General features: G+C 74.0%; 9 protein-coding genes. All 9 read right to left on the reverse strand.

Going from position 1 to position 12343, the window contains the following annotated elements:
- Positions 1-2 precede the first annotated feature (2 nt).
- A complete protein-coding gene (locus tag OH807_RS35145) occupies positions 3-314 on the reverse strand; it encodes a type VII secretion target (RefSeq protein WP_406207571.1) in 312 nt (103 codons plus the stop codon).
- A 596-nt stretch (positions 315-910) separates the two neighbouring features.
- A complete protein-coding gene (locus tag OH807_RS35150; protein WP_406207574.1) occupies positions 911-1564 on the reverse strand; it encodes a 4'-phosphopantetheinyl transferase in 654 nt (217 codons plus the stop codon).
- Positions 1565-1700: 136 nt separating this feature from the next.
- Positions 1701-4124 carry an arylsulfatase gene (locus OH807_RS35155; RefSeq protein ID WP_406207577.1) on the reverse strand — a complete coding sequence of 808 codons (2424 nt, stop codon included), beginning with the start codon at positions 4122-4124 and terminating at the stop codon, positions 1701-1703.
- The gene (locus OH807_RS35160; RefSeq protein ID WP_406207580.1) at positions 4121-5839 is read right to left on the reverse strand and encodes a dipeptide ABC transporter ATP-binding protein; all 1719 of its coding nucleotides are present in this window, start codon (positions 5837-5839) and stop codon (positions 4121-4123) included. Before OH807_RS35160 ends, OH807_RS35155 begins: the two co-directional genes overlap by 4 nt.
- On the reverse strand, positions 5836-6693 hold the full coding sequence (locus tag OH807_RS35165) for an ABC transporter permease (RefSeq protein WP_406207583.1): 858 nt from the start codon (positions 6691-6693) through the stop codon (positions 5836-5838). Before OH807_RS35165 ends, OH807_RS35160 begins: the two co-directional genes overlap by 4 nt.
- A gap of 5 nt (positions 6694-6698) precedes the next feature.
- The gene (locus OH807_RS35170) at positions 6699-7643 is read right to left on the reverse strand and encodes an ABC transporter permease (protein WP_406207586.1); all 945 of its coding nucleotides are present in this window, start codon (positions 7641-7643) and stop codon (positions 6699-6701) included.
- A gap of 3 nt (positions 7644-7646) precedes the next feature.
- The gene (locus OH807_RS35175; RefSeq protein ID WP_406207588.1) at positions 7647-9233 is read right to left on the reverse strand and encodes an ABC transporter substrate-binding protein; all 1587 of its coding nucleotides are present in this window, start codon (positions 9231-9233) and stop codon (positions 7647-7649) included.
- A gap of 153 nt (positions 9234-9386) precedes the next feature.
- Entirely contained in the window at positions 9387-10661 is a 1275-nt protein-coding gene (locus OH807_RS35180) for an ROK family protein (RefSeq protein ID WP_406207590.1), read from the reverse strand.
- A gap of 115 nt (positions 10662-10776) precedes the next feature.
- A complete protein-coding gene (locus tag OH807_RS35185) occupies positions 10777-11733 on the reverse strand; it encodes a TauD/TfdA dioxygenase family protein (RefSeq protein WP_406207593.1) in 957 nt (318 codons plus the stop codon).
- Between the last annotated feature and the right edge of the window lie 610 nt (positions 11734-12343).

A 12343-nucleotide genomic window follows, 5' to 3' on the forward strand; every position in this document is an offset into this window, starting at 1 on the left:
GGTCACGCCCCCTGGAGGTGCTGGGAGATCTTTCCGTCCACGCCGCCGTAGTTGGCCGCGCTCAGGCGGACCTTGTCGCCGAGGTCGTGCAGGGCGTCGGTGTTGACGCCCAGCTCGTCCTGCCAGGCCGACCAGAAGGCCTTCGCCGCCTCGGGCGCCCCGTACGGCCCGAAGGTGTCCTCGCCGGACATGCTCAGCCTGCCCAGTGCGTCGCGGACCGTCCCCACGTCAGTGCCGGCGGCGGTCAGCTTGTCCGCCGCCGAGTCCATCTTCTCCGGGTGGGCGGTGAAGCCCGGCCCTGCTGTGTCACCCATGGTGTGCTGCCCCCGTTCCTCACGGCCCGTCAAAGGCCGCCGCACAGCATAGCCGCAGCTCGGAGGGTGTCCGGCCGTCTCACGGCGCGCGCACAGGATCGACCCGGGAGCGGCACGAAAAGGTGGGAACCGGCCGGTTGCGGTCAAGCTGCGGCAAGGCCCGGGCAGAGCCGGGGCGGGATGCGGGCCGAGGGGCCGGACGTGCCCCGGTGCGGTCGTGACCCGGGGGTGGCCGGGCGGCCGGGCGGGGGCGGGTCCGGGACGGCCGTCGGCCCTCGCCCGGAGGCTCCGGGCGAGGGCCGACGGTGATGGCGGCACCGCGGTGCCCGCCGCTGCCGGTGACGTACCTCTGGGTGCAGCCGGTGATGGTGGCGGAGGCGGGGGCGCGAGGGTGATCGCGGCTCCGACGACGACGGTCGAGGCGGTGGCCGCCGTGATGAGGCGTTGCCGCATGCGCACAGGGTGCTTCTGTTCGTCGAGGACGAAATGACTTGACGCAAGCATGACATGCCGTCGTGTCGGGCGCACTCGAACAGAGCGAGCGAAAGCGTCGCCCCGCCCGGGCCGGGGTGCGCCGGCGCGGGCGGGGCGGCGTCCTACGCGAGGACGGTGATCGCGGTGGCGAGCAGGCCGTCGCGGACGGCCCAGCGGCCGGCGAAGGACCCGAGGCGGTGCCCGCCGACCACGGGCCCGGGCACCAGCAGCTCGGCGTGGAAGGTGCCGTCGGGGCGCAGCGTGAGATCGGCCTCGCTGAAGTCGAGGAAGAGCCCGGTCAGCGGGAACCAGGTCTTGTAGACCGACTCCTTGGCGCTGAACAGGATGCGGTCCCAGGGGATTTCGGGCTGTTCGGCGAGCAGCTCGGCGATCCGCTTCTGTTCGGCGGGGAGGGCGATGGCGTCGAAGACGCCCTCGGGCAGCGGCAGGGCCGGTTCGGCGTCGATGCCGAGCGAGGTGACGTCGGTGGCGCGGGCGACGGCGGCGGCGCGGAACCCGGCGCAGTGGGTGAGGCTGCCGACCACGCCGTCCGGCCAGCCCGGCGCGCCGCGCAGGCCGGGGACGAGCGGCCGGTAGGGCACGCCGAGGCGGGTGAGCGCGAGCCGGGCGCAGTGCCGGACGGTGGTGAACTCGCGGCGGCGGGAGTCGACCGCGCGGGCGATCACCGCCTCCTCGGCGGGCTCCAGCCGGGCCTGCGGCGGGTCGTCGTACGCGACCTCCACCAGCACGGAAGCGGGCAGCAGTTCGCCGATCACAGGTCCCCCCTGAGTGTGTGTCGTGCGGACGGGCACGAGCGTATCCCGGTCGGCCCCCGCCGCGGGGGTGGTGCGGGAGACCGGCCGAGGGCGCGGCGGTGGGGGCGGGCCGACCCCCACCGCTCCGCCGGCCGGTCTACTCGAACGCGGCCGCCGCCTCGCGCAGCGCCCGGACGACCGTCTCGGGGTCGTACGGGGCCGGTTCGCCGGGCAGGTAGGTGACGGCGTGCAGCCCGCCGGTGTAGCGGAAGGAACGGTGCCGCTCGTGCACCGGCCAGGAGACGGGGGACTTGCGGTCGATCCCGACGCTGATGCCCTGGAACGGTGCCATGCCGATCAGTTGGTGCACCGGGCCGAGCCGGCCGCCTTCGGTGCCGTCCACCAGGATGCGGAACTCCCACTTGAGGTCGGCCACGGCCGTGGCCTCCAGGGTGATCCGGCGGGCGCCGGGCGCGAGCGGGCCGCCGTCGGCCTCGAAGAGCTCGCCGTACTGGTTGTAGGCGAAGCGCAGCCGGCCGCCCTCGACGTAGAGGCTGTAGCCGCCGCCCTGGTCGCCGTGCGAGACCAGGACGCCCTGGTCGGCGGCGCCGTGGGCGGTCAGCTCGACCTCGACGGCGAAGGAGCGGAAGGAGATCAGGCGGGAGGACCGGTAGCGCTCCAGCTCGGGGGTGCCGGCCAGCAGGGTGACCGGCCGGCGGAGGCGGTCGGCCTCGGGGCCGCGCAGGGCGAGGGCGCCGCTGCCGTCGGCGAGCGGGAACACGCCGTTGCGCCAGGCGGCGGCCTCCCAGGCGGCGGCCAACTCCTGGACCAGACCGGGGTGGTCGGCGGCGACGTCGTGGATCTCGGTCGGGTCGGTGCGCAGGTCGTGCAGGGCCCACTCGCCGTCGTCGTACGGCGCGCCGAACCGGTGCAGGGTGACCAGCTTCCAGCCGTCGCGGTAGTAGCTGCGGTTGCCGGTCATCTCGCAGTACTGCTCGGGGTGGGTGGACGGCGCGCCGGGCGTGCGCAGCACGGGGGCGAAGCTGACGCCGTCGAGCGACTGCACCGGCTGCCCGCCGCGCTCCGACGGCCGTTCGAAACCGGCGAGTTCGAGGAGGGTGGGCAGGATGTCGGTGACGTACTGGTACTGCGCGCGGACCCCGTCGTCGGCCTCGGCGCGGGGCAGCCCGGCCGGCCAGGAGAGCACGAACGGCACCCGGACGCCGCCCGCGTAGGTCTGGCCCTTGTAGAAGCGGAACGGCGTGTTGGAGGCCATGCCCCAGCCGCGCGGGTAGTGGACGAGGGACTGCGGGCCGCCGATCAGTTCGATCTCCCGCTCCACGTCGGGGTTCCAGTCCTCGGGCAGGTTCGGGTGGTGGACGAAGCGGCTGAAGTAGCTGCGGGTGCCCTCCGCGCCGCCCTCGCCGGTGCCGCCGTTGTCGGAGGTGAACACGATGATGGTGTTGTCGAGTTCGCCGAGCGCGGCGAGGGTGTCGGTGAGCCGGCCGAGGTTCTGGTCGACATTGTCGACCATGGCGGCGTACACCTCCATGTAGCGGGCGTACAACTTCTTCTGGACGTCGGTTAGTTCGCTCCACGGGCCGACGTCGTGGCCGGCCTCGCCGTTGCGCTCGGGCAGCTCGGTGCCGGGCGGGAAGTGACCGGCGGCGAGCTGGCGGGCGAACCGGGCGGCGCGCAGCTCGTCCCAGCCGCCGTCGTACCGGCCCCTGTGCCGGGCGAGGTCGGCCGGCTTGGCCTGGAGCGGGCCGTGCACGGCGTTGTGCGCCAGGTAGAGGAGGAACGGCTTCTCGGCGTCGTGCGCCCGCAGCGACTTCACCATGGCGATCGCCTGGTCGGTGATGTCGTCGGTGTAGTAGTAGCCGTCGGGGAACTCGTCGATGTCCAGCGGGCTGTTGTCGCGCACGAGTTGGTGCGGGTGGAAGAGACTGGTGAGGCCCTCCAGCACGCCGTAGTACTGGTCGAAGCCCTTCTGCAGCGGCCAGTTGGCGCGGTTGTCGGCCGCATTGGAGGCGGAGTCCCGGGTGAGGTGCCACTTGCCGACGGCGTAGGTGGCATAGCCCCGGTCGTGCAGCAGCTCGGCGAGGGTGGGGATGTCCCCGGCGACCTCCATGCCGTAGCCGGGGAACCCGGGGTCGGCGTTGGCCACGAAGGAGTAGCCGACCCGGTGCGGGTTGAGCCCGGTGAGCAGGGCGGCTCGGGCGGGTGAGCAGAGCGGCATGGTGTGGTAGTTGGCCAGCTTGACGCCGTTCGCCGCGAGCCCGTCCAGGGTGGGCGTGGGGATCTCGGAGCCGAACGGGCCGATGTCGCTGTACCCCATGTCGTCGATCAGGACGACGACGATGTTGGGCGCGCCCTCGCGCGGCCGGGGCCGCTCCGGCCAGGCGGGGGTGGAGGCGCCGAAGGTGCGGCCGACGGTGCCGGGGAACCCGGCGTAGGGGTCACGGCGGTGCGGGTCCGCGGCGGTGTCGCTACCGGTGTCGCCAGGGGCGTCGGTGCCGGCGTCGGTGCCGGCGTCGGTGCCGTTCGTGGCGGGGCGGTGCTGGTCCGGGCTACTGGTCATGCGGGGCTCCGGGTGGTGAGGTGCGGGGCGAGCTGCGGGGCGGACTCCAGCCGGGGGACGGCGGCCAGGAGTTCGGCGGTGTACGGGTGTTCGGGGGCGGTGACGACGCGGTCGGCCGGGCCGGTCTCGACGATCCGGCCGCGGTGCATCACCGCGATCCGGTGGCTGACCTGCCGGACCACCGCGAGGTCGTGGGCGATGAAGAGGATGGCGAGGCCGAGCTCGCGCTGGAGCCGGGCGAGCAGCTCGATCACCTGCGCCTGCACCGAGACGTCCAGCGCGGAGACCGGCTCGTCGCAGATCAGCACGCTCGGCTCGGGCGCCAGCGCCCGGGCGATGCCGATCCGCTGGCGCTGGCCGCCGGAGAAGGAGCGCGGGTGCCGGTCGGCCGTGGCCGGATCCAGTCCGACCTGCCGGAGCAGTTCGGCGACCCGCTTCTCCCGGGCCGCCCGGTCGCCGAGCCCGTGGGCGATCAGCGGTTCGGCGATGATCTGACCGGCCGTCATCCGGGGGTTGAGCGAGGCGTACGGGTCCTGGAAGACCATCTGCACCTCGCGGCGGGCGGCGGCACCGCCACCGCGGCCGAACTCCTCGCCGCGGAACCGGATGGTGCCGGCCGAGGGGGCGTGCACCTGGACGAGCGCGCGTGCCAGCGTCGACTTGCCGGAGCCGGACTCGCCGACCAGCCCGAGGGTCTCGCCGGGGTGCAGGACGAGGTCGACGCCGTCCAGCGCGGTGACGGCGCGCCGGCGCGGCCCGTACGTCTTGCCCACCCCGCTGACGGTGAGCAGTGGTTCGGCGCCCGGGGTGCTGTTGGCGGCGGCCTCCGAGGGGGCGTCCAGGCGCGGCACCGCGGCCAGCAGCTCCTTGGTGTACGGGTGCCGGGGCGCCGCGAGCACCTCGGCCGTCCGGCCCTGCTCGACCACCCGGCCGTCCCGCATCACCAGGATTCGGCGGCACGTCCGGGCGATCACGCCGAGGTCGTGGCTGATCACCACGAGCGCGGTGCCGGTCTCCCGGTTGATCCGGGCCAGCAGCCGGAGGATCTGCTGCTGGACGGTCGGGTCGAGGGCGGTGGTCGGTTCGTCGGCGACGAGCACCTCGGCGTCGTGGGCGAGGGCGAGCGCGATCATGATCCGCTGGCGCTGGCCGCCGGAGAACTGGTGCGGGTGGTCGCGCAGTCGGCCGGTGGCGTCGGTGATGCCGACCAGGCCGAGCAGCTCGACCGCCCGGGCGGCCCGCGCGGTGCGGTCCGCCGTGCCGTGCGCCCGCAGGGCTTCGTCCAGCTGCTTGCCCACCGTGAGCACCGGGTTGAGCGAGGACATCGGATCCTGGAAGATCATCGCGATCCGCCGTCCGCGCAGCTCGCGCAGGGCCGGCTCGGGCAGCGCGGCGAGGTCCCGGCCGTCGAGCTCGACCGAACCGCCGGTGATCCGGCCGCCCGGCGGCAGCATCCGCAGCAGGGCCAGCGCGGTGGTCGACTTGCCGGAGCCGGACTCGCCGACCAGCCCGAGCGTGTCGCCGGCCGCCAGATCGAAGCCGACCCCGTCGACGGCGCGGACCCCGTCGACGGCGCGGGCGCTCCGGCCGGTGCCGGTGCCGGTGCCGCTCCCGGCGCCGGCACCCGCGCCGCCGAACTCGACGGTGAGGTCGCGGACGTGGAGCACCGGGCGGCTCTCGGGGCCGTGCTCCGGGTGGCTCGCCGGGCGGCTCATCGGCGCACTCCCTTGTTCAGCGCCTCGGCGATCAGGGTGAAGCCGAGGACCAGGGCGGTGGTGACGGCCAGCGGGGCGGCCGCGAACGTGGGCTGGGTGGAGAGGTAGGCGACGGACTGGCTGAGGATCGAGCCGAGGGTGGGCTCCGGCGGCCGGACACCGAGGCCGAGGAAGCTCATCGCGCCCTCGATGAAGACGCCGATGGAGAGCGCGACGGCGGTCTGCACGATCAGCGGGTCGGCCGCGTTGGGGACGACGTGGCGCAGCAGCACCCGGAGCCGGGAGGCTCCGCCGACCCGGGCGGCCAGGGCGTACTCGCGCTCCCGCTGGACGAGGATGCCGGCCCGCAACTGGCGGCCGAAGCCAGGGATCTCGGCGAGCGCGATGACGATCAGGACCGGCCAGCGGCCCGGGCCGAGGACAGCCGTGACGGCCAGGGCCAGGATGATGCCGGGGAAGGCGAGCAGCAGGTCGAAGACGCGCTGGACGGCGAGGTCGGCCACCCGGGACGAGGCCGCGAGCAGGGCGAACGAGCAGCCCAGCAGGGCGCCGGCCGGTACGGCGCCGAAGGTGATCGCGAGGTCGGTGCCGGTGCCGTGCAGCACCCGGCTGAAGAGGTCGCGGCCCAGGTCGTCGGTGCCGAAGGGGTGTGCGGCGCTCGGTCCGGCCAGGGCCAGCGCGCTCTGGGCGTTCGGGTCGAGGTCGGTGAGCAGCGGCGCGGCGAGGGCGGCCAGGGCGATCACGCCGACCAGGGCCAGGCCGGTGAGGCCGCGGCCGGTCAGCAGCCCGGCCAGGTAGCGGTTGCGGCGGCGGGCGCCGGTGGACTTCGGCCGGTCGGCCGTGAGGGCGGTCATCGGTTTCACTCCCACCGGATCCGGGGGTCCAGCCACGCGTACACCAGGTCGGTGAGCAGCTGGACGGTGACGTAGACGGCGACGATCAGCAGCAGGAGGTCCTGCACGACGGGGTAGTCGCGGCGGATCACGCCCTGTTCGATCAGCTGGCCGAGGCCGGGCCAGGCGAAGATCCGCTCCACCAGGACGGCGCCGGCGATGAGTTGGCCGATCTGCAGGCCGAGCACGGTGATCGCGGGCGGCAGCGCGTTGGGCAGTGCGTGCTGCCAGACGATCCGCCGCCGGGAGACGCCGAGCGCGGTGGCGGTGCGGACGTAGTCCTCCGCGAGCGCGCGCTCCATGCCGTCCTTGAGGTAGCGGGCCAGCACGGCGGCGCTCGGCAGGGCCAGGCAGACGGCCGGCATCAGCAGGTACTGGACGGCGAGATCGGGCTGGTCGAGCAGCGACTCGTGGCCGCCGGCCGGCAGCAGCCCCAGGGTGACCGCGAACAGCAGTACCAGCAGGACGCCGGTGACGAACGGGGGCACGGCGAGGACGGTGGTGGTGAAGGCGCGGACGGCGGCGGCGACCGGGCGGCGCCGGGTGGTCGCGCCGAGCACCCCCAGCGGGAGGGCGATCAGGATCACCAGCAGCAGGGCACCGAGGGTGAGTTGGACGGTGGCGCCGAGGCCGTTGCCGATCAGGTCGGCGACCTGCCCGCCGATCGCGTAACTGGGCCCGAGATCCCCGGTGAGGAGGTGGCCGAGCCAGCTGACGTACTGGGTGAGCAGCGGTCGGTCGAGGCCGAGCCGGTCGCGAACGGCGGCGACGGCCTCCGGTCCGGCGTCGGGGCCGGCCAGCGAGGTGGCCGGGTCGCCGGGAATCAGCCGGAGGATGAGGAAGACCACGAAGGAGGCGAGGACGAGGACGAGCAGCCCCGAGGGCAGCCGCTTGACGAGGAAGGTGCGCATCGGTCAGGCCGTCAGGTAGGCGTCGTCGAGGTTGAGGTAGCCGAACTTGTTGAGGTCGGCGCCGCGGGCCTTGCCGCCGGCGACCTCGACCAGGCCGGCGATGGCGAGGTCGATGACGAACTCCTCGTCCAGGAGCACGTCGGTGATCTGCTGGTAGAGCGCCTTGGCCTCGGCGCTGTCGCTGTCCGGCCGGTTCCAGGCCTTCTGGACGATGTCCGTGTAGGCGGGCGAGCTGAAGCGCGAGCTGTTCTTGGCCTCGTTGAACGGGTAGGCGCTGACTGCCAGGGTGGCCGGGTGCAGCTGGGCGAAGCCGTGGCTGAGCGTCCAGAGGGCGGGCATGGTCTGGGAGATGAGCTGCTTCTGCATGGTGGGGGAGTCGGTGGGCTGGAGCACCGTCTCGATGCCAACCTGCTTGAGGTCGTACTGCAGGATCTGGGCGACGGCGGTGGAGCCGGGGTCGTTGGAGTGCGCGAACGGCAGGGTGATGGTGTCGAGGCCCGCCTCCTTGAGCAGCGCCCGCGCCTTGTCCGGGTTGTGGCTGTAGCGGGTGGCGTTGGCCTCGCTGTACGCGGGCGAGGACTTGGGCCAGGGGGCGGAGGAGACGGTGCCGTAGCCGCCGAGGGCCTGCTGGACGAGGCGCTCGCGGTCCACCGCCCAGGCGATGGCCTGCCGGACGCGCTTGTCGCCCACGTGCTCGCCGGTGAGGTTGGCGCCGATGTAGTAGGCACCGGCGCCGGTGTCGTACTGCTTGATGTGGAACTGCGGGTCGTCCTTGAGGGTGGCCACGTCCTTGCCGCGCACGGAGTAGGACAGGTGGGTCTGGCCGGTCCGGAGCGAGGACAGCAGGGACTCCGCCTGCGGGACGATCCGGATCTCGACGCCGTCCAGGTAGGGGCGGCCGGGGTTCCAGTACTTCTCGTTGCGGGCGAAGGTGATGGAGCTGCCGGGCTTGCGGTCGGTGAGCGTGAACGGGCCGGTGCCGATCAGCCTGGTGCCGGCGACGGCCTCCTCGACGCTGGCCGAATCCGTGATGATCATGAATTCGAAGAGGTCGAAGAGGTTGCTCACCGGGTGGGCGAGGACGAGGGTCAGCTCGAAGTCGCCGTTCTTCCGGAAGTCCGTGACGGCCGCGGCAGTGGACCGCAACTGGGCCGAGCGGGCCGGGTTCTGGAGGTTCTTGACGGCGAACACCACGTCGTCCGCGGTGAACTTGCGGCCGCTGTGGAAGAGCACGTCCTCGCGCAGCTTCAGCGTGACCGCGGTGCCGTCCGCGGCCACCTGCCAGGAGGTGGCCAGCTCGGGCTGCGGCTGGAGCCGGTCGTCGTACCTGGTCAGGGTGTTGAAGACCAGGCGCTGGACGAGGGTGTTGGCGCTCTGGGCGAAGAGCAGGCTCGGGGTGAAGTCGACACCGGCGCCCACGGTGAGGACGCCGCCCCGGCGCGGGCCCGCCGATCCGCTCGCGGCGGAGGTGGCGGTGTCCGCGGCCGAACGGCAGGCCGCCAGCGCCAGCAGGCCGGCGCCGGCGAGGCCCCCGCGGAGCAGGGCCCGGCGGGAGACGCCGGGGGCGGAGGGAGTGGTGAACGCGGTCATGGCGGGTCCTTCGGCGGGGTGGTCGGGCAGGCGAGTGGGAGGGGAGGGGGAGGGGAGGAGCGGCAGGAGGGGAGCGGGCGGAACGGCGGGAGGGGAGGGGGCTGGGTCATCGGGTGGTGCGGTGCCGGGCGGCGGGGTGGCGGGGTCGTTCGGTCACAGCAGCCGGCCGGCGCCGGCGGGCGGCGCCGGGGCGGACGCCGTCGCCTGGAGCGGCCGGGCGTACAGCACGCCCAGGACGGCGGCGCCGGCCGCCACGGCGAGCACGTCGGCGCCGCGCCGCTGGGCGATCAGCAGGTCGGCGTCCCGGTGCAGGTGCGAGCGGAGCGCGAACTCGGCCCGGACCACGTCCAGGTAGACCGGATCGAGCACCGCGAAGGTCTCGGTGAGCACCAGCAGGTCCGGGTTGACCACGTCCGCCAGCAGGGCGAGGGCCCGGCCGACGATCGCGGCCCGGCGGCGGACCAGGCGGTCGGCCCGCTCGTCCCCGGCCTGCACGGCGGCGATCAGCTCGGCCCGGTCGGGCCGGGAGGTGATCCCGTCCGCGGCCGCCGCCTCGAAGAGCGTGGTGTCCGAGGCGGCGGCCGCCAGACAGCCGGTCCGGCCGCAGTGGCAGAGCGTGTCGTCGCCCGGCACCGGCAGGTGGGCGACGTCGCCGGTGGCCGAGGCGGGGCCCAGGTGCACCACGCCGGCCACCGCGAGCGCCGCGTCCACCACGTGCCCGACGAAGAGGTGCACCATGGAGCGGCGGGCGGCCGGGTGCCCGAAGAGGATCTCCGCCTGGGTGAGCGCCCTGGCGTGGTTGTCCACCCGCACCGGCAGCCCGGAGGCCCGGGAGAGCAGCTCGCCGAGCGGCATGTCCCGCCACTGGAGAGGATCATGACGAACAGTCATGCCACGGTCCGGATCGACCGTGCCACCGGTGACGGCGCCGAGCCCGACCACCGTTCGGCCGCCCGGCACCTTGGCGAGCAGCCGGGGCAGCCGCTCCAGCAGCGGCTTGAGCACGGCGTGCCCCGTCCGGCCCCGGTTGCTCAACTCCTGCCGGTGGAGCACGTTTCCGCGCAGGTCCAGCAGGGAGAAGGTGGTGTACGGCACCCCGATGTGCAGCCCCGCCACCGCCAGCCGCCCGGTGTCGACGTCCACCGGCAGTTGCGGCCGCCCGACCGTGCCCGCCCTGCCGCCGGTCAACTCGGGCCGCTCGCAGAGCAGTCCGATCCGGGTGAGGTCCACCACCTGCCGGGACACCGCGGAGGCGCTCAGCCCGGTGAGTGCGGCGACCCGGCTGCGGGCGATCGGCCCGCGGTCGAGCACCGTCCGCAGCACGGTGGCGGCGTTGACGTCCCGCCGGTCGTCGCCGATGCGGCGCTCGTCACCGGTCCGGCGCTCGTCCGCGGGGCGGAGGGCGGGGTGCGTGAGCGCGCGGGACATCGCGGGTGCCTTTCGGGCTGCGGGGCTGCGGGGCTGTAGGGCTGCGGGTCGCGGGGCTGCGGGCAGTGGCCCGGGCCCGGGGGACGGCGGGCGGCCCGGGCCCGGGCCGGTCGGTTCACGCCGGGAGGGATGCCTCCAGCTCCTCGGCCGGGACGAGACCGGCCACCTTGGGCGGCTCGGTCGGCTCCAGCAGGCGGCTCGGGGTCCCGTCCACGCCCACCGGAAGGTCACCGTCGAGGGTGATCCGGCGGACCAGGCGCGGCTCGTCGCCGTAGTCGTTGACGGCGTAGTGCTGGGTGGCGCGGTTGTCCCAGACCGCCACGTCGCCGACCTGCCACTCCCAGCGCACGGTGTTCTCCAGCCGCTCGACGTACCGCTGGAAGAGGTCGATCAGGGCGCGGCTGTCGGCCCCCGACACGCCCAGGATGCGCTGCGCGAACGCGCCGAGCAGCAGCGTCTTCTCGCCGGTCACCGGGTGGACGCGGACCAGCGGGTGCTCGGTCTTGAACGCGGTCGAGACGAACACCTGGCGGAACAGCTTGGCGATCTCCGCGTTGTCGGCCAGCTCGGGCCGCAGGGCCAGGCTCGCCGCGTAGTCGTAGTCGTTGGTGTGAACCGCCCGCAGGCTCTCCGCCAGCACCTTCAGCGGCTGCGGCAGGTCCTGGTAGGCGGCGACGGTGTTGGCCCAGACGGTGGAGCCGCCGGCCGGCGGGAGCTCCAGCAAGCGGAGGATCGAGGCCTTCGGGTAGGACGGGACGAAGGTGACGTCGGTGTGCCAGTTGTTGGCGCGCACACCCTTGGTGGCGTCCAGCTCGAAGATGTACCGGCCGTCCGCGCTCGGCACCGTCGGGTGGCCGACCGGCTGGCCCAACAGGCGGGCGAACGCCTCGTGTTCGGCGTCGTCCAGGTGGTTCTGGCCGCGGAAGAACAGCACCTTGTGCTCGTACAGCGCGGCCTCGACGGCGGCGACGGTCTCGGCGGGCAGGTCGCCGCCGAGCCGGACGTCGTGCACGATCGCGCCGATCCGGCCGGCGGCCGGGGTGATGCGGAGCTCGGTGAGGGCGGTGGTCATGGCGGAACCTCGGCTTTCGCGGGGAGGGGGAAGGGACGGTGAAGGAACGAACGGGGAGGGAGAGGCCGGCCGGCCGTGCCGGTGTGGGGCAGGCCGGGCGTGTGGCAGGACCGGCCGGCGCGGCGCGGTGCGGACCGGATACGGAACGCGCGGCGCGGGGCGGTGTGGCAGGGGGAGGGGGTGCGGGGAGGTACGGCGCAGGGCGGCGCGGCGCATGCAGGTGCAGCGCGGTGCTGTGCGGTGCCGTGCAGGGAGTGCCGGTGGTGCCGGTTGCGCCGGGTGTGCGGCCGCGGCGGACGGGTGTCCGACGGGTGCACGGTCGGTGGGCGCCTTGCCCGGTGGCGGGCGCCGGGCTCTACCGGATCAGCGGTACGGGCTCAGCACGGACACGGGCGGGAGCGGGCGTTCAGCGACAACAGCGGCTGCGGCCGTGGCCGCGGCAGGGGCGGGGACAGGCAGGGCACGGGACCCCGAGTACGTCGGTCATCGGCCCTCCTTCCGGCGTGCTGCGAGTGGGCTCGGCGCTCATCGTGCTGAACGGCGAGGCCTGCTGTCAATCGCCGTTCTGCCTGCTGGCCAGCAGAGTTGCGGTGGTGTTGCGTCCCGTTGC

It is taken from the genome of Kitasatospora sp. NBC_01560, from assembly GCF_045208415.1.
Classification (GTDB): Bacteria; Actinomycetota; Actinomycetes; order Streptomycetales; family Streptomycetaceae; genus Kitasatospora.

What these genes read in the sequence shown, in the direction of transcription:
- OH807_RS35170 (WP_406207586.1), bottom strand. Translation starts at nt 7,643, where the DNA reads ATGCGCACCTTCCTCGTCAAGCGGCTGCCCTCGGGGCTGCTCGTCCTC.
- OH807_RS35175 (WP_406207588.1), bottom strand. Translation starts at nt 9,233, where the DNA reads ATGACCGCGTTCACCACTCCCTCCGCCCCCGGCGTCTCCCGCCGGGCC.
- OH807_RS35145 (WP_406207571.1), bottom strand. Translation starts at nt 314, where the DNA reads ATGGGTGACACAGCAGGGCCGGGCTTCACCGCCCACCCGGAGAAGATG.
- OH807_RS35165 (WP_406207583.1), bottom strand. Translation starts at nt 6,693, where the DNA reads ATGACCGCCCTCACGGCCGACCGGCCGAAGTCCACCGGCGCCCGCCGC.
- OH807_RS35160 (WP_406207580.1), bottom strand. Translation starts at nt 5,839, where the DNA reads ATGAGCCGCCCGGCGAGCCACCCGGAGCACGGCCCCGAGAGCCGCCCG.
- OH807_RS35185 (WP_406207593.1), bottom strand. Translation starts at nt 11,733, where the DNA reads ATGACCACCGCCCTCACCGAGCTCCGCATCACCCCGGCCGCCGGCCGG.
- OH807_RS35155 (WP_406207577.1), bottom strand. Translation starts at nt 4,124, where the DNA reads ATGACCAGTAGCCCGGACCAGCACCGCCCCGCCACGAACGGCACCGAC.
- OH807_RS35180 (WP_406207590.1), bottom strand. Translation starts at nt 10,661, where the DNA reads ATGTCCCGCGCGCTCACGCACCCCGCCCTCCGCCCCGCGGACGAGCGC.